The sequence below is a fragment of the Cupriavidus sp. D39 genome (assembly GCF_026627925.1).
Taxonomy (GTDB): Bacteria; Pseudomonadota; Gammaproteobacteria; order Burkholderiales; family Burkholderiaceae; genus Cupriavidus; species Cupriavidus ulmosensis.
Genome location: NZ_JAPNLE010000009.1, coordinates 2,743,032 through 2,768,992, shown reverse-complemented (window position 1 = coordinate 2,768,992; position 25,961 = coordinate 2,743,032). Strand labels below are relative to the sequence as shown.

Sequence of the window (25,961 nt, the reverse complement as noted above, 5' to 3'; positions counted from 1 at the left end):
CATGGTGAATGTGGATACCAAGCTGCTCGTGATTTTTACCGAGCTGCTCAGCAAGCGAAACGCGACCTATGTCGCGGAAAAAATGCATATGACCGCACCCGCGGTTTCGCATTCGCTGGGTCGCCTGCGCGAGATTTTCGACGATCCCCTTTTCATCCGCGTGCCGCACGGCCTGACGCCGACGCCGCGGGCCCTGGAACTGGGGCCGAAGATTCGCGACATGCTGGACCTGTGGTCCTCGATCAACGAGGGCGACGCCGATAATTTCGACCCCGCCGTCGCTACCGGCACCCTCAACATCGGCTTTGCCGCCGAGTTGGGCGATACGGTCTTCAACCGCTTCATCCTGCGCATCAAGCAACTGGCGCCGGAGTTGCATATCAAGCTGGTCGAATCCCATTCCTGGGAGTCGGATGTTGCCGCCATGCGTGGCAACGAACTGGACCTAGCGTTCTCGCCGTTCCCGACCCGGCATCCCGAAATCGTGGAAGAGATGGTTACCTCGCTCAACCTCTGGGTTTGCGCGCGGAAAAACCATCCGGTGCTCAAGGGCACTTGCACGCTGGAACAGTATCTCGACTGCGGCCACATCTTCATGGCGCATTCGGGCGGCAACGGCCGTCCGGCACCGTCGCTCATCCCGCTGGACTACGCCTTGCAGCAGCGCGGCCTCAAGCGCAATGCGACGCTGACGGTGCATTCCTGGCGCGCGCAGTCGGAACTGGCCGCGCAGACCGACATGATCTTCACGGTCAATGCGCTGACCAAGGACATGGCTTGCGAGACCTACGGCCTCAAGGCCTTCCCCTTGCCGGCGGAACTCAATACCACGCTGGGCCTGAACATGTTCTGGCACCGCAGCCGCAATACCCATCCAATGCTGGTGTGGGCACGCGGGCTGTTCCGCCAGGTCGTGGGCGAATTCGTCGGCGTGCCGGCGGTTGCGCGTGGCCTGCACATCGTTGCCGAGCACGATCAGCTGGAATCGTGAGGCAGGCTTGCAATAAAAAAACCGGCGCTGGCGCCGGTTTTTTTATGCTCGCGGGGAAATCGCGGCTGGCTTAGCGCTTGGCCCGGTGGGGGCACTCGTGTTTGGTGCAGCTGCCATAGAGCGACAATGCGTGTTCGTGCAGCGCGAAGCCGCGCTCGGTCGCGATGCTTTGCTGGCGGCGCTCGATTTCGGAGTCGTAGAATTCCTCCACGCGGCCGCAATCGATGCAGACCAGGTGGTCGTGGTGCTTGCCTTCATTCAGCTCGAAAATGGCTTTGCCGGATTCGAAGTTGTTGCGCGACAGCAGCCCAGCCTGCTCGAACTGGGTCAGCACGCGATAGACGGTTGCGAGGCCGATATCCATTTGTTCATTGAGCAGGATGCGGTAAACGTCTTCCGCGCTCAGGTGGCGCTGCTCGCTGGTCTGGAAGATCTCGAGGATCTTCAGACGCGGTACGGTCGCTTTAAGACCGATATTTTTGAGGTCCGCCGGACTCGGCATGGGCGTGACTCCCTAGAGTACAATGTCTGGATAATTGAATCATAAGGGTTTTGGCGGCAAAAGTCGCCCCGGCGGTTGCCCGGGGCTCGGTCACCTGCCCTAGGCTGCGCTCGCGATGATCCATCGCCGCTGCCGCCTCATGGCCAACACCGTGAGGGCCTGAATCGGCACTTTTCTCTCCCTTCTAGAAGCGAGATACATGCGTTCATTTCGTTCGTCCGCCATGCGTCCGACGCTGGTTACTACTGTGCTGGCTGCAGCTACCCTGCTAACGGCAGCGTGCTCCACCTATGACAATACGTCGCGCAAGGTCGCCAACGCGATCACGCCGTACCGTATCAACATCGTGCAAGGCAACTTTGTCTCGCGTGAAGCCGCCGCCCAGCTGCGTGAAGGCATGACGCGCGAGCAGGTCAAGTTCCTGCTCGGCACGCCGCTGCTGGCCGATGTGTTCCACGGCAACCGCTGGGACTACGTGTTCTCGTTCCGCCGGGGCAATACGCCGGTGGTGCAGCAGCGCCGCTATACCGTCTTCTTCGATGGCGACAAGCTGACCAAGTTCGGCGGCGACGAGTTGCCGTCCGAATACGAGCTGATTGCCGAAATCGACGGCATGAAGGCCATGCAGGCGGGCAAGGCACCGACGCCTAAGGCGCCGGCCGAAACCGTTGCCGCCGCTTCGGAAGTGGCGGCAACCCCGGCCGCAGCCCCGGATGCGGCCCCCGCCGCCGCGCCTGCTGCCGCCGCGCCCGCGGCCGCCAGCCCGACCAACTGAGCCGCCAGGCCCAAATGCCGGCCGCGTCACGCGGCCGGCTTGTTCTTTGACTGCTGACACGCCATGAATATCGCCATCGCAGGTGCCTCCGGCCGCATGGGCCGCATGTTGATCGAACACGTACTCGCCACCGAAGGCTTCACCCTGTCGGGCGCGCTGGATGTGCCGGGCGCCCCGGCCCTGGGCCAGGATGCCGGGCTGCTGCTGGGCCGTACCACCGGCGTGGCGGTCACCTCGGATATCGAGGCTGCCCTTGCCGGTGCGGACTGCCTGATCGACTTCACCCGGCCCGAGGGCACGCTCGTGCACCTGGCAGCGGCCAGGAGCCTGGGCGTCAAGGTGGTCACCGGCACCACCGGATTCGACGACGCCGGCCGTGCCGCCATCGCCGAAGCTGCCAAGCACATCGGCGTGGTGTTCTCGGCCAATATGAGCGTGGGCGTCAACGCCACGTTCAAGCTGCTGGAAGTCGCCGCCAAGCTGCTTTCTTCCGGCTACGACATCGAAGTCATCGAGGCGCACCACCGCCATAAGGTGGATGCCCCGTCGGGCACCGCGCTGGCGATGGGCGAGGTGGTGGCCAAGGCGCTGGGCCGCGATCTGAAGACCTGCGGCGTGTTCTCCCGCGAAGGCCACACCGGGCCGCGCGACCCCAACTCCATTGGCTTTGCCACCGTGCGCGGCGGCGATATCGTGGGCGACCACACCGTGATGTTCGCCGGCATCGGCGAGCGCATCGAGATCACCCACAAGTCGTCCAGCCGCCAGTCGTATGCCGAGGGCGCGCTACGCGCGGCGCGCTTCCTGGCCGACAAGCCCACCGGCCTGTTCGACATGCAGGACGTACTCGGCCTGAAGTAAGGCCCCCGGCAGGCCCTGCGCCGCAAGTGCCGACGGTTATAATCGGCACTTTCGCCGCTCCAGCGCAGGCGGGCGCCGCAAGGCTTGCCCGCCGCTTATCTTTTCCACGCTTTTCGCACGCCAACGCACCGCGCCGTTGTCCTGAACATGCAAGACAAATACCTTCCCTCCGCCGTTGAACAAGCCGCCCAGCAACACTGGCAAGCCATCGATGCCTACCGTGTGTCGGAAGAGGCGAAGCTGGCCGACGGCAGCGAGAAGCCCAAGTTCTATGCCTGCTCGATGCTGCCTTACCCGTCGGGCAAGCTGCATATGGGCCACGTGCGCAACTACACCATCAACGACGTGATGGCGCGCCACCTGCGCATGAACGGGCACAACGTGCTGATGCCGATGGGCTGGGATGCGTTCGGCATGCCGGCGGAAAACGCCGCGCTCAACAATGGCGTGGCGCCGGCGGCCTGGACCTACGACAACATCGCCTACATGAAGCGGCAGATGCAGTCGATGGGCCTGGCCATCGACTGGTCGCGCGAAGTCGCGACCTGCAGCCCGGACTACTACCGCTGGAACCAGTGGCTGTTCCTCAAGATGCTGGAAAAAGGCATCGCCTACCGCAAGACCGGTACGGTGAACTGGGACCCGGTCGACCAGACCGTGCTGGCCAACGAGCAGGTCATCGACGGGCGCGGCTGGCGCTCTGGCGCGCTGGTTGAAAAGCGCGAGATCCCGATGTACTACCTGCGCATCACCGACTATGCCGAGGAACTGCTCGGCGATCTGGACGACCTGGGCTGGCCCGAGCGCGTCAAGATCATGCAGCAGAACTGGATCGGCAAGAGCGTGGGCGTGCGCTTTGCGTTCCCGCATGCCATCGCCGGCGACGACGGCAAGCTGATCGGCGACGGCAAGCTGTACGTGTTCACCACGCGCGCCGACACCATCATGGGCGTGACCTTCTGCGCGGTCGCCGCCGAGCACCCGCTGGCCACCCATGCCGCCGCCACCAATCCTGAGCTGGCCGCCTTTATCGACGAGTGCAAGCATGGCTCGGTGGCGGAAGCCGATATGGCGACCATGGAAAAGAAGGGCATGCCCACCGGCTTGAAGGTGGCGCACCCGCTCACCGGCGAGCAGGTCGAGGTGTGGGTCGGCAACTACGTGCTGATGAGCTACGGCGACGGCGCCGTGATGGGCGTGCCCGCGCACGACGAGCGCGACTTTGCCTTTGCCAACAAGTACGGCCTGCCGATCAAGCAAGTGGTCGACGTCAAGGGCCAGCCGTTCTCCACCGAAGCCTGGCAGGAATGGTACGGCGACAAGGAACACGGCACCTGCATCCATAGTGGCAAATACGACGGCCTGGACTACAAGGCCGCGGTGGAAGCCATCGCAGCCGATCTGGGCGCCAAGGGCCTGGGCGAAAAGAAGATCACCTGGCGCCTGCGCGACTGGGGCATCTCGCGCCAGCGCTACTGGGGCACGCCGATCCCGCTGATCCATTGCGACGACTGCGGCGTGGTGCCGGTGCCGGAGCAGGACCTGCCGGTGGTGCTGCCGGAAGACCTGGTGCCGGACGGCACCGGCAACCCGCTGGCCAAGGATCCGCGTTTCCTCGCGTGCACCTGCCCGTCGTGCGGCAAGCCGGCGCGCCGCGAGACCGACACCATGGATACCTTCATCGATTCGTGCTGGTATTACATGCGCTATACCTGCCCGGATGCGGCCACCATGGTCGACGGCCGCAACGACTACTGGATGCCGATGGACCAGTACATCGGCGGCATCGAGCACGCGATCCTTCACCTGCTGTACGCTCGCTTCTGGACCAAGGTCATGCGCGACATGGGCCTCGTCACGTTCAACGAGCCGTTCTCGAACCTGCTCACGCAGGGCATGGTGCTCAACGACACCTACTACCGCGAGGACGCGGCCGGCAAGAAGACCTGGTACAACCCGGCCGAAGTCGATGTCAGCACCGATGAGCGCGGCCGCCCGCTGGGCGCCGTGCTCAAGGCCGATGGCCAGCCGGTGGTGATCGGCGGCGTGGAGAAGATGTCGAAGTCCAAGAACAACGGCATCGACCCGCAGGCCCTGATCGACCAGTACGGCGCCGATACCGCGCGCCTGTTCGTCATGTTCGCCGCGCCGCCCGAGCAGCAGCTCGAGTGGAGCGGCTCGGGCGTGGAGGGCGCCTCGCGCTTCCTGCGCCGGGTGTGGAACTACGGTTATGCCAACGCCGAGGCGATCGCCGCGGGCGGCAATGGTGCGCCGTCCGGCGACGCCGATGCAGCGCTGCGCCGCGAGATCCACAGCGTGCTCAAGCAGGCCAACTACGACTACCAGCGCATCCAGTACAACACGGTGGTGTCCGCCACCATGAAGATGCTCAACGCGCTGGAGGACGCCAAGGAGGCCACGTCCGCCGCGCGCCGCGAGTGCCTGGGCATCCTGCTGCGCGTGCTGTACCCGGTGGTGCCGCACGTCACCCACGGGCTGTGGCAGGAACTGGGCTACGCCACGCAGTACGGCGACCTGCTCGACGCAGCCTGGCCGCAGGTGGACGAATCCGCGCTGGTGCAAAGCGAGCTGGACCTCGTGCTGCAGATCAATGGCAAGGTGCGCGGCAGCCTGAAGGTGCCGGCCGATGCCGAGCGCGCGGCCATCGAGGCCATGGCTGCTGCCAGCGAGATCGTTGCCAAGTTTGCCGACGGCGCCGCGCCGAAGAAGATCGTGGTGGTCCCGGGCCGCCTGGTTAACGTGGTTCTTTAACGTGGTGCTTTAACCAGCGCCGAGAGAAGCCAACAAGGGAGCTGCCCATATGGATGGACAGAAGCTGGATCGACCGCTGCAGGGCCGCCGCAAGGTCCTGGCCACGCTGCTGCTGGCCGGCCTGCTGGGCGGCTGCGGGTTTCACATGCGCGGCAACGCGGACTTCGCGTTCAAGCGGCTGTATGTGAGCATTCCGCCCAATACGCTGATGGGCTCCGATTTGCGCCGCGCCATCCGCAACGGCTCGGACACGCAGATCGTGACCGACCCGAAAGAAGCGGATGCCCTGCTCGATGTGCTGCAGGACACGCGTACCAAGACGGTGCTGTCGATCACCACCACCGGCGTGGTCCGGGAATACCGCCTGACGCAGCGCTTCACCTTCCGCCTGCGCGATGCCGGCGGCCAGGAACTGATCGCGCCGTCGCAGCTGGTGCTCACGCGCGACCTGACCTACAACGAAGCCAACACGCTGGCCAAGGATTACGAAGAGCAGCAGCTCTATCGCGATATGCAGCGTGACATCGTGCAGCAGCTGATTCGCCGGCTGAGCGCGGTCAAGGCCATCTGAGCCGCGCAACAAGCGCCGCCCGGAAAGCCCAACACGATAAGGACAGAGGAAAGAAGCGCACGGCATGCAGCTCAAGCTCGACGGACTCGAAGCGCACCTGCGCCAGGCCAAGGGACGCGGCCTGGCACCGCTCTACGTGGTGCATGGCGACGAGCACCTGCTGGTGCTCGAGGCGGTCGACCGCCTGCGCCAGGCCGCGCGCGAGTCCGGCTTCACGGAGCGCGAGGTGCTATCGTCCGAGCGCGGCTTCAACTGGGGCCATGTGGTGCAGGCGCAGCAATCGATGTCGTTGTTCGGCGACCGCAAGATCGTCGAGTTGCGGATTCCCTCCGGCAAGCCCGGCAAGGACGGCGGCGAGGCGCTGCGCGCGGTGGCTGCCCAGCCTTCGCCGGACGTGGTCATGTTCATCACGTTGCCGCGGCTGGACTTCGCCACGGCGAAGTCGGCCTGGTTCCAGGCGCTGGACGCCGCCGGCGTGTCGATCAAGGTCGATTCGGTTGACCGCACCCGGCTGCCCGCCTGGGTCGGAGAGCGCCTGGCGCTGCAGCAGCAGCGGGTCGAGCCCGGCGAGCCGGGCCGGCGCGCGCTGCAGTTCATCGCCGACAAGGTCGAAGGCAACCTGCTGGCCGCCCACCAGGAAATCCAGAAGCTCGGGCTGCTGTATCCCGCGGGCCCGCTGAGCTTCGAGCAGGTGCACGATGCGGTGCTCAACGTGGCCCGCTACGACGTCTTCAAGCTCTCCGAAGCCATGCTGAGCGGCGACGTGCCGCGCCTGGTGCGCATGCTCGAAGGGCTGCGCGGGGAGGGTGAGGCCACGGTGCTGGTGCTGTGGGCGCTGACCGAGGAAATTCGCGTATTATCCAAGGTCCGGCAAGGGCTGGCGGCAGGCAAGCAGATCGGCGTCCTGACGCGCGAACTGCGTATCTGGGGCCCGCGCGAAAAGCTGGTGCCGCAGGCCGCGCAGCGCCTCTCGCTGGCGCAGCTGGAAGCCGCGCTGGGCATGGCCGCCAAGCTGGACCGGCAGGTCAAGGGCCTGCGCGCCGAGGGCATGCCGGCCGAACCCTGGGATGGCCTGCTGCAGCTGGCGCTGACCATCGCCCGGTAAGCCCGCGGCGCAGTCAACGGCGACGGATCGCCAGTTGCCTGCACTGCCAGCATTGCCAGCCGTAGCCGACAAAAAACCAAGCATTGAGGGCCGGGTCCCCTGGCCAGGAATATGAACGAGCTCGATCTCAAGCAGTACATGGACCGCGTCGGCCAGCAGGCCCGCGCCGCCTCCCGCGCCATGGCGCGCGCCTCCACCGCCGACAAGAATCGCGCGCTGCTGACCATCGCCGCCGCCATCCGCCGCGACGCCGCGCACTTGAAGACCGTGAACGCCGGCGATGTGGAACGTGCCCGCGCCAACGGCCAGGATGCTGCCTTTATCGACCGCCTGACGCTTTCGGACAAGGCCATCGACACCATGGCCGCCGGCCTGGAGCAGATCGCCGCGCTGGCGGACCCGATCGGCGAGATCAGCAACATGAAATTCCGTCCCACCGGCATCCAGGTGGGCCAGATGCGGGTGCCGCTGGGCGTCATCGGCATCATCTACGAGTCGCGCCCCAACGTGACCATCGATGCAGCCGCGCTGTGCCTGAAGTCGGGCAACGCCACCATCTTGCGGGGCGGCTCCGAGGCGATCGACTCCAACACCGCGCTGGCGGCCCTGGTGGCCGAGGGCCTGGCCGCCGCCGGCCTGCCGCCCGAAGCGGTGCAGGTGATCTCGACCACCGACCGCGCCGCGGTCGGCAGCCTCATCACCATGACCGAATACGTCGACGTGATCGTGCCGCGCGGCGGCAAGAGCCTGATCGCGCGCCTGATGGAAGAAGCGCGGGTGCCCATGATCAAGCACCTGGACGGCATCTGCCACGTCTATATCGATACCGACGCCGACCTGGACAAGGCGGTGCGCGTTGCCGACAACGCCAAGACCCAGCGCTACGCACCCTGCAACACCATGGAGACGTTGCTGGTCGCGCGCGATGTCGCCGCCGCGGCGCTGCCGCCGCTGTGCCGCATCTACCGGGAAAAGGGCGTGGAGTTGCGTGTCTGCGCCGCCACCCGCGCCACGCTGGAAGCGGCCGGCTTCACCGGCCTGGTCGACGCCACCGAGGAAGACTGGCGGCTCGAGTACCTGGCGCCGGTGCTGGCGATCCGCACGGTGGCCGGGCTGGACGAGGCCATCGAGCACATCAACACCTACGGCTCGGCGCATACCGATTCCATCATCACCGAGAACTACACCACCGGCATGCGCTTCCTGCGCGAGGTGGACTCGGCCAGCGTGATGATCAATGCGTCGACGCGCTTCGCCGATGGCTTCGAGTATGGCCTGGGCGCCGAGATCGGCATCTCCAACGACAAGCTGCACGCGCGCGGCCCGGTGGGGCTGGAGGGCCTGACCTCGCTGAAGTACGTGGTGTTCGGCCACGGCGAGATCCGTACCTGAACAGGATGCGTTGCGCATCTCGTCGCGGGTCCCCGCTGTCCCCACTGTTCCCACGGGAACCCAACTAGAAAAAGGCCAGATGCTCTGGGTTAAAGCGCTGCACATCGTCTTCGTTGTCTCCTGGTTCGCTGGCTTGTTCTACCTGCCTCGCATCTTCGTCAACCTCGCCATGGAGCGCGAGCCGGCCAGCGTGCAGCGACTGTTGCTGATGGCGCGCAAGCTCTACCGCTTCATGACCATGCTGGCGGTGCCGGCGCTGGTGTTCGGGCTGTGGCTGTATATCGGCTACGGCATCGGGCGCGGCCCGGGGCAGGGCTGGATGCATGCCAAGCTGGCGCTGGTCGTGGTGCTGATCGGCTATCACCACGGCTGCGGCGTGCTGCTGAAAAAGTTCGAAGGCGGGCGCAATGCGCGGTCGCACACGTTCTATCGCTGGTTCAACGAGTTGCCGGTGCTGGTGTTGCTGGCGGTGGTGATCCTGGTGGTGGTCAAGCCGTTCTGACGAGCGCTGGCCGGCTGCCGCGCGCGTCGCCTTCGCGGGCCGCCGGGTTTCGGTTTTTTCTCGTATCGTATTTGATTCGTTTCACGCAGCATTACCGCATTACCCGCGCGGTTGTCTCGCCCCACCCCGTCCAGAGGACATGATGAGCAAGCAGGTCGACTACTACCTCACCCCGCAATCGCCTTTCGTCTACCTTGGCCACGAACGCTTCACCGCGATTGCGGCCAAGCATGGCGTGCAGGTCAATATCAAGCCCTGCGACCTGGGCCGCGTGTTCTCCGTTTCGGGCGGCTTGCCGCTGGCGCAGCGTCCGCCGCAGCGCCAGGCCTACCGGCTGGTCGAGCTGGCCCGCTGGAGCGAATTCCTTGGCCTGCCGCTGAACCCGCAGCCAACCTTTTCCCGGTCTCCGGCGACGCCGCCAGCAAGCTGGTCATCGCCGTGCAGCTGGCCCACGGCACTGCCCGCGCGATGGAGCTGATCGGCGTCATTGGCCGTGCCCTGTGGGCCGAGCAACGCAATATCGCCGACGCTGCCACGCTGGCGCAGCTGGCCGACAGCATCGGCCTGGAAGGCACGGCGCTGCTCAAGGCGAGCGACGCGCAGGCCGTGCAGGCAGCCTATACGCAGCACACGCAGGACGCGGTTTCCATCGGCGCGTTCGGCGCGCCGTGGTACGTCTATGACGGCCAGCCTTTCTGGGGCCAGGACCGCCTGGACTTCCTCGATCGCGCGCTCGCGGCGGGCTGAAGCCCCGGAGCGCGGTACACTGCGCGCTATCTGACCCCGTCCGCTACGGCGGACGTTTTTGTTTGCAGGAATTCCCAAGCCATGTCCCAAGCCTTTTTTGCCTCCTGCCCGCGCGGCTTCGAGAGCGCACTTGCCGAAGAGTTGCACGAGATCGCAGCCCGGCCCGGCCTGGCCAGGCTCGCCCCCATCCAGGTCCATCGCGAAATGCCCGGTGGCGTCACTTTCTCGGGCGAGATGGCCGCGGCCTATGCGGTCAACCTGCACTCGCGCATTGCCAGCCGGGTGCTGATGCGGGTCGCCAACCGCGGCTACCGGCGCGAAGACGACATCTATGACCTCGTGCGCGCCCAGCGCTGGGATCAGTGGTTCTCGACGGACGATACGCTCCGGGTGGACGTCACGTCGCATCGCTCGCCGCTGCAGAGCCTGAATTTCATCGCGCTGCGCATCAAGGATGGCGTGTGCGACGCCATGCGCGAGCGCCTGGGCGAGCGCCCCAGCGTCGATACCGTGAATCCGGATGTGCGGATTTATGCCCACCTGACCGAGCACGATTGCACGCTCTACCTCGACACCTCGGGCGAGCCGCTGTTCAAGCGGGGCTGGCGCCTGGAGAAGGGCGAGGCGCCGCTGAAGGAAAACCTGGCCGCCGGCATCTTGCGCCTCGCCGGCTGGGTGCCAGGCCAGACCGAACGCCCGTTCTACGATCCGATGTGCGGCAGCGGCACCTTCCTGGTGGAAGCGGCCCAGGTGGCCCTCGGCCTTGCTCCTGGCGCGAACCGCAGCTTTGGCTTCGAGCGCCTCAAGGGCGCCGACAACAAAACGTGGAATGCGCTGAAGGCGGCTGCGCGGGACGATGAGGAGGCTGCGCGCAAACGCGTTGCGTCCGAGCCCCTGGAGCTTGCAGGCAGCGATATTTCCACCGACCTGCTGTCGATGTCGCAAGCCAACTGGGAACGCGCGGGCTTGCCGGGCGAAGTGCGCCTGAAGCAGGTGGATGCGCGCTTTGCGCAGCCGCCGTTCGCGGCGCCCGGCCTGATGCTGATGAACCCGCCGTACGGCGAGCGGATCGCCGTGCGGGGAGAACGCCGCCGGCCGATGGACGAAGCGCCGGTCGACGAGATCGACGACGAAGCCGCCAATCAGTTCGCCAGCGCCTTTGCTACCACGCTCAAGCAGCATTTCGCTGGCTGGCAGGCATGGGTGTTCACGGGCGACCTGACGCTGCCGCGCCGCCTGCGGCTCAAGGAGTCGCGCCGCACGCCGCTGTACAACGGCAACATCGAGTGCCGGCTGTTCCGCTTCGACATGGTGCGAGGCGGCAACCGCAACGCCCCGGCGCAGCCTTCGGCCTGATGCGGCCAGGACAGGGGAGCTGGCCTCTCCTGTCTCGTCGTGCTACCCGGCTTAGCGCGGCGCGCGCCCGGTGACCCGCTCGGGGTGACGGGCAAAATCGTCCAGGAAGCCCTGGAAGCTGACCACCGGCTCCTGCAGCAAATGGCGCGGCAGGTCGAACAGCGCGTAGAAATAATCCTCACGCCCTTCGCAGCGCTCGGCCGGCAGGCAATATTGCTCCCAGTCGATGCAGGCCGGCGTGTACATGCCGTTGCCCGGCCAGAAGAAAGGCACGATGCGGCCCTCGCGCAGTCCCTCGATCAGGGCCGCCGGCGCATCGTAAGCCTCCGCGGATTCCACCTGGTTGATCAGGCCGGCGCGCGTCTCGATCACCATCAGCGTGGCCTGGCCCTGCGCCGTCAGCATCAGGATGCCGGCCGGGTTGGGGTAGAGGTAGTACTCGACAAAGCCGTAGCGCGCGGTGACCTGGCGCACCCGCTCGCAGATCGCCGGATCCGACAGGAAGGAAAACGAGTGGCGCGTCAGCAGGTCGCGCAGCGTGCGCGACAGGGTGGCGAAATACTGCTGCTGGAGCGCGTCGATCTCCTGGTCCAGCCGCTCCACCATATTGCTGTCGTGCTTCTTCACATAGCGATCGATCAGCCCGTGGTTGAAGCCCTGCACGGCAATGCCTTCGTCGGCGGTGCCGGTCAGCAGGATGGTCTTGCACGGCAGGTCCTGCAGGGCCTGGCAGAATTCGAGCCCGTTCATCTGCGGCATCGAATAATCCACCACGATCACGCCGGGCTGCACAAAGCGGTTGTAATCGTGGATTTGCCGGTAGATGCGGTCGATATCGAGCTGCACGGTGCGCCGCTCGGTCAGGAAGGTCAGGTCGTCGTGCGTGACCCGCACGGGCAGGAAGCCGGTCGAGCGTGTGGTGTAGGTCTCGCGGATCCATTGCAGGGCTTCGCGGGGGTCGGTGAAGGTCACCACCGGCCGCGACGGATCCATCTGGAACGCCAGGCTGTCGATGAACGATTTACTGTCGTCGACGAGCACCGTGAGGATCGGGTGATGGAAGACCGACAGATTCCTGTCCTGGGGGTTGAATGTCATGTTGCGTTCGGCTCCGGTGTCGGCAGACACTTCGGGCGGGTGGTTTGGCGCGGCTGGGGATCCGGCGCGGCAAGGCCAGCGGACGGATCGGTTCGGAGCGGCCCACCGCGCTGGACTACACCTGGCCCTTTTGGATGACCGGCGCGTGCCATGGCCGGTGACCGGAAACCAGTATAGCGCGCTCGCGCTCCCGCGCAACCGGACCGCGGCGGGATGGAAAAAAGCGCGACAGTGTCGCGCTTTTCGTGGTGCGGTGGATATGGGCGGCTGCCCATCTCCGGTACTTCCGGCGTGCTTACTCGACCGCCTTGCCCATGTCTTCCACCACCTTCTTGGCGTCGCCGAACACCATCATGGTCTTGTCCATGTAGAACAGCTCGTTGTCCAGGCCCGCGTAGCCGGCAGCCATCGAACGCTTGTTCACGATGATGGTCTTGGCCTTGTAGGCTTCCAGGATCGGCATGCCGGCAATCGGCGAGTTGGGATCGGTCTTGGCGGCCGGGTTCACCACGTCGTTGGCGCCTAGCACCAGCACCACATCCGCCTGGCCGAACTCGCTGTTGATGTCTTCCATCTCGAAGACCTGGTCGTAAGGCACCTCGGCCTCGGCCAGCAGCACGTTCATGTGGCCCGGCATGCGGCCCGCCACCGGGTGGATGGCGTACTTCACCGTCACCCCTTCTCGACCAGCTTCTCGGTGAGTTCCTTGAGCGCATGCTGCGCGCGCGCCACCGCCAGGCCGTAGCCCGGCACGATGATCACGGTCTCGGCATTGCCCATCAGGAAGGCCGCGTCGTCGGCCGAGCCGGACTTCACGTTGCGCTGCGCCTGGCCGCCGGCCGCAGCCGCCGCGGGCGCGCCGCCAAAGCCGCCAAGCAGCACGTTGAAGAACGAGCGGTTCATCGCGCGGCACATGATGTACGAGAGGATGGCACCGGAGGATCCCACCAGCGAGCCGGCAATGATCAGCATCGGGTTGTTGAGCGAGAAGCCGATGCCCGCTGCCGCCCAGCCCGAGTATGAATTGAGCATCGACACCACCACCGGCATGTCCGCGCCGCCGATCGGGATGATGATCAGCACGCCCAGCACGAAGGCGATCGCCAGCATCAGCAGGAACGGAATCCAGTCCTGCGACAGGCAGAAGATGATGCCGAAGCCGATCATGGCCACCGCCAGCAGCAGGTTCAGCAGGTGCTGCCCGGCGAACGATACCGGTGCGCCCTGGAACAGCCGGAACTTGTACTTGCCCGACAGCTTGCCGAAGGCGATCACCGAACCGGAGAAGGTGATGGCACCCACAAAGCAGCCGATGAACAGTTCGATGCGGTTGCCAAACGGGATATCGTGCGAACCCGGCGGCGTGATGCTGAATGCCGACGGCTCGGCCACCACGGCCACCGCGATGCAGACCGCTGCCATACCGATCAGCGAGTGCATGGCGGCCACCAGTTCGGGCATCTTGGTCATCTCGACCCGTCGCGCCACAAAGGCGCCGATGCCGCCGCCGACCACCAGCGCGCCAAAGATCAGCGCCATGCCTTCGGCGACCGACGACTGGCCCGCGCCGATGGCCAGGAACTCATTCTTGAGCTTGGCGATCAGCACCAGCGTGGTCACTGCGGCGATGGCCATGCCGATCATGCCGAAGGCATTGCCGCGCCGCGCGGAGCTAGGATGGGACAGGCCCTTCAACGCCTGGATAAAACACACCGAGGCGAGCAGGTAGAGCAGGGTGACGAGGTTCATGCTCACTTGGCGCCCTCCTCATGACCCTTGCCGGCCTTGGCCTTGGGTTCCTTTTTCTTGAACATCTCCAGCATGCGCTGTGTCACCAGGAAGCCACCGAACACGTTGACCGCGGCGAGCGCCACCGCCAGCGTGCCCATGGTGCGGCCCACGGTGCCCTCGGTCAGGCCGGCAGCCAGCATGGCGCCGACGATGATGATGGCCGAGATCGCATTGGTCACGGCCATCAGCGGGGTGTGCAGCGCGGGCGTCACCGTCCAGACCACGTGGTAACCCACGTAGATCGCTAGCACGAAGATGATCAGGTTGATCACCGTGTGGTTCACCAGTTCCATCGACTTCTCCTCCGTTGCTTGAATGCCTTCGCTGCGCGGTTGTCCCGTGTTCTTTTGCCTGGCCAGGCGCCCGCGGGCGCCTGCTGCATCGATGCCGCCTGCTGCTTGCTGTCTCTGTGCCACCCGCGCCGGCGCTGGCTGCCGGCGCGGGTGGCTGGATCCGCTTACACCTTCTTGATTTCCTTGATGGCGTTGTTGTCGTCCACCAGGATGATCTTCGGCTTGTAGGTGGCGATCTCCTCGTCGCTCATCGGCGCATAGGTGCAGATGATGAGATGGTCACCCAGGTGCGCGCGCCGTGCGGCTGCCCCGTTGAGCGAGATCTCGCCGCTGCCGCGCACGCCCTTGATGATGTAGGTGGAGAAACGCTCGCCATTGTTGACGTTGTACAGCTCGATTTTCTCGAACTCCTTCATGTCGGCTGCTTCGAGCAGATTCTCGTCGATGCCGCATGAGCCCTCGTAGTTGAGGTCCGCCTGCGTCACGGTGACACGATGGAGCTTGGCGCGGAGCATGATGCGTTGCATGGGTGATACGTCCTTGGTTGATGCTGGATGAGCTTGTATGCGGGCCCTTGGGCTTGCGTCCCGATGGGCCACCTGGAATGATTCCGGTGCCTGGGCGTTGGCCGGCCGTGCCGGCGCATGCCGGCAGCGGCGCTAGACCGCATGCCTGGCCGGAACCGCCTGGCGCCATTCTAAAACGGCCGGGCCGCGATGGGCCCAGAGCCGCTTCAGGAAGCGCCGCGGACCACCTGGCCATCCTTGCACATCAGGCAGGCTGCGACGATGTCGTCCTCCAGGTTCAAGGTGAACTGGCCGTCCTTGTCGATGACGAGCTTGAGGAAGTCGAGCACATTGCGCGCATAGAGGGCCGATGCGTCCGCCCCCACCATGCTGGCCAGGTTGGTGTGCCCGATCAGCGTGACGCCGTGGCGTTCCACCACTTCGTCAGCCACCGTGAGCGGGCAGTTGCCGCCCTGCGCCGCGGCCAGGTCGACCACCACCGAGCCGGGCTTCATGGCCTGCACGGTTTCTTCCTTGAGCAGCACCGGCGCCTGGCGGCCCGGGATCAGCGCCGTGGTGATGACGATGTCGGCGGCCTTGGCGCGCTCATGCACGAGCTCCGCCTGGCGCCGCATCCAGTCGGGCGGCATCGGGCGGGCATAGCCACCCACGCCTTGCGCGATCTCGCGCTCTTCGTCGGTGACGAACGGCACATCGAGGAATTTGGCGCCCAGGGATTCGATCTGTTCCTTGACGGCGGGGCGCACGTCGGAGGCTTCGATGACCGCGCCCAGCCGCTTGGCGGTGGCGATGGCCTGCAGGCCCGCCACGCCGGCACCGAGGATCAGCACGCGGGCCGCCTTGACGGTGCCGGCGGCGGTCATCAGCATGGGCATGAAACGCTGGTAATGGTGGGCGGCGATCAGCACGGCCTTGTAGCCGGCGATATTGGCCTGCGAGGACAGCACATCCATGCTCTGCGCGCGCGTGGTGCGCGGCGCGGCTTCCAGCGCGAAGGCCGTCAGCGTGGCGCTGGCCATGCGGGCGTTGTTTTCTGCGTCGAAGGGATTGAGCATGCCGACCAGCACGGCGCCCGGCTTCATCAGCGCGAGCTCGGCATCAATGGGGGCGCGGACCTTGAGCACCAACTGCGCGCCGAAGGCTTGTGCCGCGGTGCCAATGGTGGCGCCGACGGCCTCATACGCCGAGTCCGGCACGCTGGCGCGTACGCCGGCTCCCGACTGGATGATGACCTGATGGCCCTGGGTCACGTACTTCTTGACCGTCTCCGGGGTGGCGGCGACACGAGTCTCACCTGCCCGCGTCTCCTGCGGGATGCCGATGTGCATCGTCAATTTCTCCTTTTGCTGGCGTCTTTGAGGCGCTGTCAAAATGATTCTGGCGTTGGGGCGCGAGCTTGTCGTACGACTGGTACGACATGGCAACGCGCCTGCCAGAACCGCTTCGGTTCATTCTGACAATGCCGCTGATCTGCTAAGCGGGCGGACGTCTTTGGCCCTTTGGTGTCTGCCCCTTGTGTCTGCCATGCGCTCGGCCAGGCCAAACGCAGCGCACAATTTTTTCGCAGCTTACAGGAATCTGACGATATGTGGTGACCGGCCGGTCGGCTTTTGCGCAACCGCATCGCCCCCTCGCAAGACTTGCCGGTGCATGCCAGGCCGTGCCACGACGTGCCAGGAAGTCCCGTTGACGATTTTTACGCCATCCCTTGGCGGGCCGCTGTTTTCTTGACACCGATTTTAGGCGCGTGCCCGTACTGTTCCGGTCGCGCCGCGGCCACTGTCGTCCTGACGCTCGCCGTGGCTTGCGCCATCGCCTCATAGGTGGCTGCCCACCGATCGATGTCTTTCCCCATTGCCAAGTAATCCATGATTGCCCTTCGCTTCAACGTTTCGCACGCCTGCCTCGCTACCTTGTCTTGCGCCACGCTTCTCGCCGCGCCCGCCGCCTTCGCGCAGGGCGCGCCCGATGCCGCCGCAGCCGACGCGTCGCCGCACACCTTCACGGCCAACGTCACGCTGGCCAGCGAATATCGCTACCGGGGCCTGATGCAGTCCAACCGCCGCCCGGCGATCCAGGGCGGGTTCGACTACACGCATGCAAGCGGCCTCTACGTGGGCAACTGGAACTCCAGCATCAGCTGGCTTGGCGACAGCAATCCGAAAGTGTCGGCGCCGATCGAGATGGACTTCTACGGCGGCTTCAAGAACACCCTCACGCTGGGCGGGCTCGAATGGAACTATGACGTGGGCGTGCTGGAGTACTACTACCCCGGCGACTATCCGGCAGGCTACACACGCCCGTACACGACGGAGCTGTATGGCGGCATCGGCTATGGCCCGGTGTTCCTGAAGTACTCGCACGCAGTGACCAACCTGTTCGGCTTCAATGACAGCAAGAACAGCTACTACGTGGACCTGTCGGCCAATGTGCCGCTCAATATCTGGGACCTGACGCTCAATGCGCATGTGGGCTACCAGAAGGTAAGGAATGTCACGGACGCCTCGTACACGGACTGGAAGCTGGGGCTGACCAAGGACCTGGGCAAGGGCTTTGCGCTGGCGATCGCCTACATCGACACCAATGCCAACAAGTCGGTCTACACCAATGTGCCCGGCCGTTATATCGGCAAGGCCGCCGCCTTCGCGTCGCTCACCAAGACGTTCTGAGCATGCCGCGCCATCTTGATGACATTTTGATGGCGGCGGCTTTGATAACTGCATCAACTTGAGGCGGCCATGCATAGCATGGTTGCATCTCCAACAGACGACCCGCCCAGCGCGGGTCCCGCTCAAATGCGACAGTCGAGCCTTGCCGTGGCCTTTGCCTCCGTGCCGCGCCGCCGTCTTTCCCGCACCGAATCCCGCACCGAATCCCGCACCGCGCGCCTCGATGCTTCCGGCATCGAAGCCGCGCAGGCCACAGTGCCCGCGCCTGGCGCGGACACCGCGCACAGCTGGATCCGCCTGCGCCTGGCGGTGGCGTCGGGCCAGGTCTTTGCGCTGCGCCAGTCGCTGCACCGCGCGATCGGGCAACTGGCGCGCATCTACGTGGTCGAGGTGGACCACCGCCATGGCGAGACCACGCTGCATGTGGAAGTCGAGCGCGGCGGCCGCGACGCTGCCATGCACGCCATCATGATGGCCTTGCCGGCCGCCGAGTTCGGCGTCACCACCATGCTCGGACAAGACCATGCCGCGCACTAATACGATGGCGGGCTTGCGCGAAGGCGGCCGTGCGACGTTGTGGCTGCCGCTGGTGACGCCGATGCAGGGCGGGGAGCCGGACCTGGCCTGCGCGCAGCGCCTGGCCGCGCACTATGTGGCCAGCGGCGTGGATGGGCTGGTCATCCTGGGCACAACCGGGGAGGGCGGGCTGCTCACGCCGGATGAGCGGCTGATGTTCACCGCCGCGGTGCTGGAGGCGGTGGACGGCGCGCTGCCGGTGCTGGCCGGCGTCGGCGGCGTGGATACCCGCGTGGTCTGCGAGCAGGTGCGCCGGCTGGACCGCTTCGACCTGGCGGGCTACCTTGTGCCGCCGCCGTATTACCTGCGCCCCGGCGACGAGGGCATTGCCTGGCATGTCGAGCGCGTGGCGGATGCCACCTGGCGCCCGCTGATGCTCTACAACGTGCCCAAGCGCACCGGCTGCAATATGTCACCGGCCTTGGTGCAGCAGCTGGCGGCCCATCCGCGCATCGTCGCGGTCAAGGAGTGCGACGCGGCCGGGCTGCGCGAGCTCGCCGGCAATGATCGGCTCGCGGTCTTCTGCGGCGAGGACGCGGCCATGCTGGATCACCTGCTGGCGGGTGGCGACGGCGTGGTGCCGGCTTGCGCGCATATCCGCCCGGATCTGTTCGTGCGGCTGCTGCAACTGGTGGCGCAGGGCCGTGTAGCCGCGGCGCGTGCGCTGTTCGCGAGCCTGGCGCCGCTCATCTCGCTGCTGTTCTCCGAGCCCAATCCGGCCCCGGTCAAGACCGCCCTGGCATTGTGCGGGCTGGCGGGTTCCGAGGTCAGGCGGCCACTGGCGCCGGCCAGCCGCGCGCTGCGCGAACGGCTGGATCAGGTGATCGCTTCGTTGCCGGCGGTGGAGGACGTGGAGAGCACTTTGCTGCCGGCCTAGCGTTGGCGCGCGCGGGGCGTCGGATGCGCGAAAGGGCGGCAACCGGTAGAATGCCGGATTGCCTAAAATTTGTGCATCATGTCACACGACTGGAAGGCCAGCGTCACTGTCGCCGCGGTTATCGAACGCGGCGGCCGCTTCCTGCTGGTGGAAGAAGAAACCCCCGACGGCCTGCGGCTGAACCAGCCTGCTGGCCATCTCGACCCGGGCGAGAGCCTGATCCACGCCGTCATCCGCGAAACGATGGAAGAAACCGCGCACACGTTCGAGCCGCGCGCGCTGCTGGGCTGCTATACCGCCCGCTCGCACTCGGCCGGCACCGCGACGCGGCCGGGCGGCGACATCACTTACGTGCGCTTTGCCTTTACCGGCGAGCTGGGCTCGCTCGATGCCGGGCGCCAGCTCGATGTGGGCATCGTGCGCACCGTGTGGATGAGCGCTGACGAAATCCGCGCCTGCCCCGAGCGCCATCGCACGCCCCTGCTGCTGGCCTGCATCGAGGACTACCTGGCGGGCAAGCGCTTCGCGCTCGATGCGCTCTACACCCATCCCTCCGTGGTAGGCGGCGGAGCGCTGTCATGAGCCAGGGCAAGCGCGTGGTGGTGGGCATGTCGGGCGGCGTGGATTCGTCGGTGACCGCTTGGCTGCTCAAGCAGCAAGGCTATGAGGTGATCGGCCTGTTCATGAAGAACTGGGAAGACGACGACGATAGCGAGTATTGCTCGACCCGGCAGGACTGGCTGGACGTGGTCTCGGTGGCCGACCTGATCGGCGTCGACGTGGAAGCGGTCAATTTCGCCGCCGAGTACAAGGACCGCGTCTTTGCGGATTTCCTGCGCGAATACTCGGCGGGCCGCACGCCCAACCCCGACGTGCTGTGCAATGCCGAGATCAAGTTCAAGGCCTTCCTGGACCACGCCATGTCGCTGGGCGCGGACACCATCGCCACCGGCCACTACGCGCGCGTGCGCGAAGCGGGGGCGCACGCGGGCGCCGGCACCGGCACCGGCCGCTTCGAGCTGCTCAAGGCGTTCGACCATACCAAGGACCAGAGCTATTTCCTGCACCGCCTGAACCAGGCGCAGTTGTCGCGCACGCTGTTCCCGCTGGGCGAGATGCCCAAGACGCGCGTGCGCGAGATCGCTGCCGAGATCGGCCTGCCCAATGCCAAGAAGAAGGATTCCACCGGCATCTGCTTTATCGGCGAGCGGCCCTTCCGCGATTTCCTCAATCGCTACCTGCCGACCAAGCCGGGACCGATGAAGACGCCGGACGGCAAGGAAGTCGGCCAGCACATCGGCCTGGCGTTCTACACGCTGGGGCAACGCAAGGGTATCGGCCTGGGCGGCAGCCGCGCGGGCAATGGCGACGCCTGGTATGTGGCGCGCAAGGACATGGCCAGCAACACGCTGTATGTGGTGCAGGGCCATGAGCATCCGTGGCTGCTGACGTCCACGCTCGACGCTGCCGACCTGTCGTGGGTGGCGGGCGCCGGCCCGGCGGTGGGCACCACGCTGTCGGCCAAGACGCGCTACCGCCAGAGCGATGCGTCCTGCGCGGTGACGGCAGCGGGCGACGATGCCCTGCAACTGACCTTTGCGCAGGCGCAGTGGGCCGTCACGCCGGGCCAGTCCGCGGTGCTGTACGACGGCGATGTCTGCCTGGGTGGCGGTATCATCCGGTGATGCGTGGATAGTGCGATGGCATGAAAAAACCGGCTCGATGGCCGGTTTTTCATGTTCGCGCAGGAAGAGGCGCAGAAAGAGTTGCAGGCAAGGCTCAGGCGCGCGGCGGTTCCGTGTCGATAAACGACTGGCGCTTGGCCAGCTTATCCTGGTACACCGCGAGGCGCGGGTGGCGCTCACGCCAGGCGATGTCCGGGAAGCGGAAGTCGAGGTACGACAACGCGCAGCCCACGGCCACGTCGGCCAGCGAGTAATGGTTGCCCGAGCACCAGGGCCGGTCGGCCAGGCCGTCGGCGATGGCGGCCACGGCCGCGTCGATCTTGCCGAGCTGGCGCTTGACCCAACGCTCGCTGCGCTGTTCCGGCTCGCGCTGCGTGTGTTCCAGGCGCGCCAGCAGGGCGGCGTCGAGCAGGCCGTCGGCCAGCGCTTCCCAGCAACGGACCTCGAGGCGTTCGCGCCCGGCCTGCGGGATCATCCGGCTGACCGGCGTCAGCGTGTCGACGTACTCGACGATCACGCGCGAATCGAAAATCGCGCCGCCGTCTTCCATGACCAGGCACGGTACCTTGCCCAGCGGGTTGAACTGGGAGATGGTGGTGTCCGGCGACCACACGTCAACCTCGACCATCTGGTAATCGATCTTCTTTTCCGCCATCACTACGCGCACTTTGCGCGCGTAAGGGCTGGTTTGCGATGCATACAGCTTCATGGACTCCCCTCGAGCTTGTTATGAAGTGCATCGGCCGCGCCTCGCGCGGCCGGCATGCCCGATGCACTTCATAACAGGCTAGCGGATCGGCGAGCGCGAGAGTGCCCGTGCCCCGCCCGGGATGTGCCCGGGCGTGGGCCGCGCCAGCCTCCCGTGTCGTGATGCCGATACGCGCGCGGCGGCCGGCGCCGCGAACGCGTCCACAGAAGGCGGGGCGCGATGTTAAAATGCCCGCTTTCTGTCGTGCCGTCAGTCGGTTTTTGTGCTTAATTGGTCTCTTTTTGAGGCGAATTGGACCTGTTTTTGTGCCTTTTCCCCTCTTTAGAGCGGTTTCGGCCTTGTCACCGGCCACTTCGGCCCGCGAGGGCCTAGCCCGGCCATTGTGCCCGCGCAATTTGCCCGCCCGGCCACGCTTGCGTAACCACCCCTCTATCCCTCCGGTCTCCCAGCATGTCTTCCTCCTCGCTCTCTCCGCTCACCGCCCTGTCTCCCATCGATGGCCGCTACGCCTCCAAGGCCGATGCGCTGCGCGAGTGGCTCTCGGAAGCTGCCTTCATGCGCAACCGCGTCAAGGTGGAAGTGCACTGGCTGATCGCGCTGTCGCAAGCCGGCCTGCCCGACATGCCGAAGTTCTCACCGGCCTCGGAAGCGGCCCTGCTGGCGCTGGTGGACAACTTCACCGAAGCCCACGCATCGCGCATCAAGGAGATCGAGGCGGTCACCAACCATGACGTGAAGGCCGTGGAGTACTGGCTCAAGGAACAGGTCAAGGGCAACGCCGAGCTGGAAGCCGCGAGCGAGTTCATCCATTTCGCCTGCACCTCGGAAGACATCAACAACACCTCGCACGGCATGATGCTCAAGGGCGCCCGCGAAGGCGTGATCCAGCCGACGCTGCAGCGCGTGCACGCGCGCCTGGTGGAGCTGGCGCACGCCAACGCCCGCCAGCCGATGCTCTCGCGCACCCATGGCCAGCCGGCCAGCCCGACCACGCTGGGCAAGGAAATGGCCAACGTGGCGGCACGCCTGGCGCGCGCCATCGAGCGCATCCAGCGCGTGGAACTGCTGGGCAAGATGAACGGCGCGGTCGGCAACTACAACGCCCACCTGTCGGCATATCCCAGCTTCGACTGGGAAGCGTTCTCCAGGCAGGTGATCGAAACGCGCCTGGGCCTGACCTTCAACCCCTACACCATCCAGATCGAGCCGCACGACTACATGGCCGAGCTGTTCGACGCCATCGCCCGCGCCAACACCATCCTGCTCGACCTGAACCGCGACATCTGGGGCTATATCTCGCTGGGCTACTTCAAGCAGCGCACCAAGGCCGGCGAAATCGGCTCGTCGACCATGCCGCACAAGGTCAACCCGATCGATTTCGAGAACTCGGAAGGCAACCTGGGCCTGGCCAACGCGGTGCTGCGCCACCTGTCGGAGAAGCTGCCGCTGTCGCGCTGGCAGCGCGACCTGACTGATTCCACCGTGCTGCGCAACATGGGCGTGGCCTTCGGCTACAGCCTGCTGGCCTATGAGGCCTGCCTGCGCGGCCTGGGCAAGCTGGAAACCAACCCGGAGCGCCTGGACGAAGACCTCGACAACTGCTGGGAAGTGCTGGCCGAGCCGGTCCAGACCGTGATGCGCCGCTTTGGCGTGCCCAATCCCTACGAGCAGCTCAAGGAGCTGACGCGCGGCAAGGGCATCTCGCGCGAGGCGCTGCAAAGCTTCATCGGCGGCCTGGCGATTCCCGACGACGCCAAACAGCTGCTGCTGGAAATGACCCCGGCCACCTATATCGGCCGCGCCGTCAGCCTCGCCGAACGCGTGTGATTCTCCCGGCCTGCGGGCCGGCGCGTTGCCAAAAAGCCATCCCCGGGATGGTTTTTTTGTTGATGGGCGGCTAGCGCTGGCGCGGCCCGCCGGCTGCGGCGAAATGTCACTTCAAATGGTTTGAATGATTCCATGAATTTCAGGCAGTGACACAACCTGCCAGCCGCACAATAATGCGAGAATTCAAAGAGCAGCAGTTATTGCCTTTCAGTAAAAGTTTGTGAAACGCCCGCAAGGGCAGGGGTCCTTATCCATGCATTCCCAAGCCAAAGCCAGGGCCCGCGCCGCGGCCGCCCCAGCGCCGCTGTCGGCGTCCGCCTATGGGGCCACTGCGATCGGCCTGCACTGGATCATCGCGATGCTGATCTTCGCCGCCTTTGGGCTGGGCCTGTACATGACCAGCATCCCGGGCTTGTCGATGCTCAAGCTCAAGCTGTTTTCCTGGCACAAGTGGATCGGCGTGACCATCTTTGCCTTCGCCGTGCTGCGCGTGCTGTGGCGCGCCACCCACCGCGTGCCGGCACCCGCCGCGGGCACGCCGGCCTGGCAGGCCAAGGCCGCGCACGTGGCTCACCTGCTGCTCTACGCGCTGATCGTGGTGGTGCCCATTACGGGCTACCTGTACAGCTCGGCTTCCGGGGTTCCCGTGGTCTACCTCGGCGTCTGGCAGCTGCCCGCGCTGATCGAGAAGAACGATGAGCTCAAGGAAATCCTCAAGCTGGTCCACATCTGGCTGAACTACCTGATGGCCGTGATCGTCGTAGTCCATGCGGCCGCTGCCATCAAGCACCAGTTCATCGAGCGCGACGGCACGCTGGCGCGCATGCTGCCGTTCCTCAAGTAAGCCGACAAACCGACCATTGACCATTGACCATTGACCGAGGGCCGCGAGGCCCTCTTAGCGACAGGAGTTTTTAATGAAACGCATTCCCCGCCCGAGCGCGCTCCTGATGGCAGCCACGCTGGCCACTGCCGGCATCGCAGCCAACTACGCCTGGGCCCAGGTCGACGCAGCCAAGAGCTCGGTCACCGCGACGGCACGCCAGATCGGCGTGCCGATGGAGGGTAAGTTCAAGAGGTTCGATGCCACGGTCGCGTTCGATCCCGCCAAGCTGGCAGCGTCCTCGGCCAAGGTCGAGATCGACGTGTCCAGCTTCGAGATCGGCGACGCCGAGACCACCAAGGAGGTCAAGGGGCGCGACTGGTTCGATGCGGCCAAGTACCCGAAGGCGGTGTTCCAGTCGACCAGCATCAAGCCCGGCGCCGCCGGCAAGTATGAGGTGGCGGGCAAGCTCACCATCAAGGGCAAGACCCAGGACGTCGTGATTCCGGCAAGCTATCGCCAGGACGCGGGCGGCCAGGTGTTTGAAGGCGTGCTGCCGATCAAGCGCACCGTGTACAACATCGGCGACGGCGAATGGAAGGACACTTCCGTGGTGGCCGACGATGTCCAGATCAAATTCCGTATCGTGACCTTGGCTAAGAAGTAAGCGCGCAGCGCCCGTCTTCCCTGCCATTCCTTTGCTGTTCATCCCCAACTTTTTGCCGGGAGCTTTCATGAAATTGCGCACCATCCTCGCCGCTGTCGCGGCCCTGTCCGCCGTCGGCGTGGCATCCGCCAACACGGTGACCTACAACCTCGACCCCACCCACACGTACCCAAGCTTCGAAGCCGACCACCTGGGTGGCCTGTCGACCTGGCGCGGCAAGTTCGAAAAGTCGAGCGGCGTGGTGACGCTGGATCGTGTTGCGAAGACCGGCTCGGTGGACATCAAGATCGATCCCGCCTCGGTCGACTTTGGCAACAGCAAGCTGAACCAGCACGTGAAGGGCCCCGACATGTTCAACGTCGAAGCTTTCCCGGAAGCCACCTACAAGGGCAAGTTCTCCAAGTTCAACGGCGATGTGCCGACCGAAGTCGATGGCGTGCTGACCCTGCACGGCGTGTCCAAGCCGGTCAAGCTGGAGATCCGCGAGTTCAAGTGCATCCAGCATCCGATGCTCAAGCGCGAAGCCTGTGGCGCTGACGCGGTGGGCACCTTCAGCCGTGCCGATTTCGGTATCGACTACGGCGTGAAGATGGGCTTCAAGCCCGAGGTCAAGCTGGCGATCCAGGTCGAAGGCGTCAAGGCCGACTAAGCGTCGACTAGCGGGGCCGGCCAGGGGCCGACCAAGACGGACGACACAGGCATCGCGAGTCCTCGGGGCTTGTCCCGCAACGTCGCGCATGCAAGCAGCAAACAGAAGAAGGCCGGGAGCAATCCCGGCCTTTTTTGTTTACTGCCGTTTCCGGTCGTTTCCGGCTTGGCGGGCGGCTTGGCGCAGGTTGTGTTGT

Annotated in this window: 24 protein-coding genes and 2 pseudogenes; 19 read left to right on the top strand and 7 right to left on the bottom strand. The window is 65.5% G+C overall.

The annotated features are described in order from the left end of the window. Position 1: 1 nt before the first annotated feature. A complete protein-coding gene (locus tag OMK73_RS25030) occupies positions 2–991 on the top strand; it encodes a LysR family transcriptional regulator (RefSeq protein ID WP_267604407.1) in 990 nt (329 codons plus the stop codon). Between the two features lie 70 nt (positions 992–1,061). Here the strand turns inward: OMK73_RS25030 and fur are convergent, their stop codons facing one another. Beyond that, positions 1,062–1,493, bottom strand: a complete 432-nt coding sequence (gene fur / locus OMK73_RS25025; protein ID WP_267604405.1) for a ferric iron uptake transcriptional regulator — start codon at positions 1,491–1,493, stop codon at positions 1,062–1,064. A 199-nt stretch (positions 1,494–1,692) separates the two neighbouring features. Here fur and OMK73_RS25020 point away from each other — a divergent pair, with 199 nt between their 5' ends. The 9 genes and pseudogenes from OMK73_RS25020 to OMK73_RS24980 all read left to right on the top strand — a co-directional run bounded on the left by OMK73_RS25020 (position 1,693) and on the right by OMK73_RS24980 (position 11,574). Further along, positions 1,693–2,268 carry an outer membrane protein assembly factor BamE gene (locus OMK73_RS25020; protein WP_267604404.1) on the top strand — a complete coding sequence of 192 codons (576 nt, stop codon included), beginning with the start codon at positions 1,693–1,695 and terminating at the stop codon, positions 2,266–2,268. 63 nt (positions 2,269–2,331) lie between these two features. Beyond that, positions 2,332–3,129, top strand: coding sequence for a 4-hydroxy-tetrahydrodipicolinate reductase (gene dapB / locus OMK73_RS25015; protein WP_267604403.1), 798 nt, complete (start codon positions 2,332–2,334; stop codon positions 3,127–3,129). A 147-nt stretch (positions 3,130–3,276) separates the two neighbouring features. Next, positions 3,277–5,901: a leucine--tRNA ligase gene (gene leuS, locus OMK73_RS25010; protein ID WP_267604402.1), complete on the top strand. Its 2,625-nt coding sequence runs from the start codon at positions 3,277–3,279 to the stop codon at positions 5,899–5,901. A gap of 49 nt (positions 5,902–5,950) precedes the next feature. Further along, positions 5,951–6,472 (top strand): LPS assembly lipoprotein LptE, encoded by a 522-nt coding sequence (gene lptE / locus OMK73_RS25005; RefSeq protein ID WP_052494686.1) that lies wholly within the window; start codon positions 5,951–5,953, stop codon positions 6,470–6,472. 64 nt (positions 6,473–6,536) lie between these two features. Then, positions 6,537–7,577, top strand: a complete 1,041-nt coding sequence (holA, locus tag OMK73_RS25000) for a DNA polymerase III subunit delta (RefSeq protein ID WP_267604399.1) — start codon at positions 6,537–6,539, stop codon at positions 7,575–7,577. 111 nt (positions 7,578–7,688) lie between these two features. Further along, on the top strand, positions 7,689–8,969 hold the full coding sequence (locus tag OMK73_RS24995) for a glutamate-5-semialdehyde dehydrogenase (protein WP_267604398.1): 1,281 nt from the start codon (positions 7,689–7,691) through the stop codon (positions 8,967–8,969). Positions 8,970–9,048: 79 nt separating this feature from the next. Then, positions 9,049–9,471: a CopD family protein gene (locus tag OMK73_RS24990; RefSeq protein WP_267604397.1), complete on the top strand. Its 423-nt coding sequence runs from the start codon at positions 9,049–9,051 to the stop codon at positions 9,469–9,471. A 142-nt stretch (positions 9,472–9,613) separates the two neighbouring features. Next, a pseudogene (locus OMK73_RS24985) lies at positions 9,614–10,218 on the top strand (2-hydroxychromene-2-carboxylate isomerase). Between the two features lie 81 nt (positions 10,219–10,299). Next, positions 10,300–11,574 (top strand): THUMP domain-containing class I SAM-dependent RNA methyltransferase, encoded by a 1,275-nt coding sequence (locus tag OMK73_RS24980; protein WP_267604395.1) that lies wholly within the window; start codon positions 10,300–10,302, stop codon positions 11,572–11,574. A gap of 51 nt (positions 11,575–11,625) precedes the next feature. Here the strand turns inward: OMK73_RS24980 and OMK73_RS24975 are convergent, their stop codons facing one another. From OMK73_RS24975 to OMK73_RS24955, 5 genes and pseudogenes are all read right to left on the bottom strand, one after another. Continuing rightward, positions 11,626–12,672, bottom strand: coding sequence for a response regulator (locus tag OMK73_RS24975; protein WP_267604393.1), 1,047 nt, complete (start codon positions 12,670–12,672; stop codon positions 11,626–11,628). A gap of 295 nt (positions 12,673–12,967) precedes the next feature. Continuing rightward, positions 12,968–14,427, bottom strand: a pseudogene (locus tag OMK73_RS24970) (NAD(P)(+) transhydrogenase (Re/Si-specific) subunit beta). Then, positions 14,424–14,756 (bottom strand): NAD(P) transhydrogenase subunit alpha, encoded by a 333-nt coding sequence (locus OMK73_RS24965; RefSeq protein WP_267604392.1) that lies wholly within the window; start codon positions 14,754–14,756, stop codon positions 14,424–14,426. Before OMK73_RS24965 ends, OMK73_RS24970 begins: the two are co-directional and overlap by 4 nt. A 164-nt stretch (positions 14,757–14,920) precedes the next feature. Beyond that, complete coding sequence (panD, locus tag OMK73_RS24960) at positions 14,921–15,283, bottom strand: aspartate 1-decarboxylase (protein WP_006157598.1); 363 nt, start codon at positions 15,281–15,283, stop codon at positions 14,921–14,923. A gap of 206 nt (positions 15,284–15,489) precedes the next feature. Next, complete coding sequence (locus tag OMK73_RS24955) at positions 15,490–16,611, bottom strand: Re/Si-specific NAD(P)(+) transhydrogenase subunit alpha (RefSeq protein ID WP_267604390.1); 1,122 nt, start codon at positions 16,609–16,611, stop codon at positions 15,490–15,492. A 540-nt stretch (positions 16,612–17,151) separates the two neighbouring features. Here OMK73_RS24955 and OMK73_RS24950 point away from each other — a divergent pair. The 5 genes from OMK73_RS24950 (at position 17,152) to mnmA (ending at position 21,090) form a co-directional block, all read left to right on the top strand. Continuing rightward, complete coding sequence (locus OMK73_RS24950) at positions 17,152–17,952, top strand: TorF family putative porin (protein ID WP_267604389.1); 801 nt, start codon at positions 17,152–17,154, stop codon at positions 17,950–17,952. A gap of 126 nt (positions 17,953–18,078) precedes the next feature. Next, the gene (locus OMK73_RS24945; protein WP_267604388.1) at positions 18,079–18,489 is read left to right on the top strand and encodes a hypothetical protein; all 411 of its coding nucleotides are present in this window, start codon (positions 18,079–18,081) and stop codon (positions 18,487–18,489) included. Then, the gene (dapA, locus tag OMK73_RS24940) at positions 18,476–19,405 is read left to right on the top strand and encodes a 4-hydroxy-tetrahydrodipicolinate synthase (protein ID WP_267604387.1); all 930 of its coding nucleotides are present in this window, start codon (positions 18,476–18,478) and stop codon (positions 19,403–19,405) included. The genes OMK73_RS24945 and dapA overlap by 14 nt, the downstream gene beginning before the upstream one ends. 78 nt (positions 19,406–19,483) lie before the next feature. Further along, positions 19,484–19,987 carry an NUDIX hydrolase gene (locus tag OMK73_RS24935; RefSeq protein ID WP_267604386.1) on the top strand — a complete coding sequence of 168 codons (504 nt, stop codon included), beginning with the start codon at positions 19,484–19,486 and terminating at the stop codon, positions 19,985–19,987. Then, positions 19,984–21,090: a tRNA 2-thiouridine(34) synthase MnmA gene (mnmA, locus tag OMK73_RS24930; RefSeq protein ID WP_267604385.1), complete on the top strand. Its 1,107-nt coding sequence runs from the start codon at positions 19,984–19,986 to the stop codon at positions 21,088–21,090. The genes OMK73_RS24935 and mnmA overlap by 4 nt, the downstream gene beginning before the upstream one ends. A 94-nt stretch (positions 21,091–21,184) precedes the next feature. Here mnmA and OMK73_RS24925 read toward each other — a convergent pair whose 3' ends face one another. Beyond that, entirely contained in the window at positions 21,185–21,799 is a 615-nt protein-coding gene (locus OMK73_RS24925) for a glutathione S-transferase family protein (protein WP_267604384.1), read from the bottom strand. 450 nt (positions 21,800–22,249) lie between these two features. On the opposite strand from OMK73_RS24925, the gene purB reads away from it, so the two are divergent. The 4 genes from purB (at position 22,250) to OMK73_RS24905 (ending at position 25,765) form a co-directional block, all read left to right on the top strand. Next, positions 22,250–23,626, top strand: a complete 1,377-nt coding sequence (gene purB, locus OMK73_RS24920; RefSeq protein WP_267604382.1) for an adenylosuccinate lyase — start codon at positions 22,250–22,252, stop codon at positions 23,624–23,626. Between the two features lie 253 nt (positions 23,627–23,879). Continuing rightward, on the top strand, positions 23,880–24,470 hold the full coding sequence (locus OMK73_RS24915) for a cytochrome b (protein ID WP_267604381.1): 591 nt from the start codon (positions 23,880–23,882) through the stop codon (positions 24,468–24,470). A gap of 73 nt (positions 24,471–24,543) precedes the next feature. Next, a complete protein-coding gene (locus tag OMK73_RS24910; protein WP_267604380.1) occupies positions 24,544–25,116 on the top strand; it encodes a YceI family protein in 573 nt (190 codons plus the stop codon). Positions 25,117–25,183: 67 nt separating this feature from the next. Next, a complete protein-coding gene (locus OMK73_RS24905; protein ID WP_267604378.1) occupies positions 25,184–25,765 on the top strand; it encodes a YceI family protein in 582 nt (193 codons plus the stop codon). The last annotated feature ends 196 nt before the right edge of the window (positions 25,766–25,961 follow it).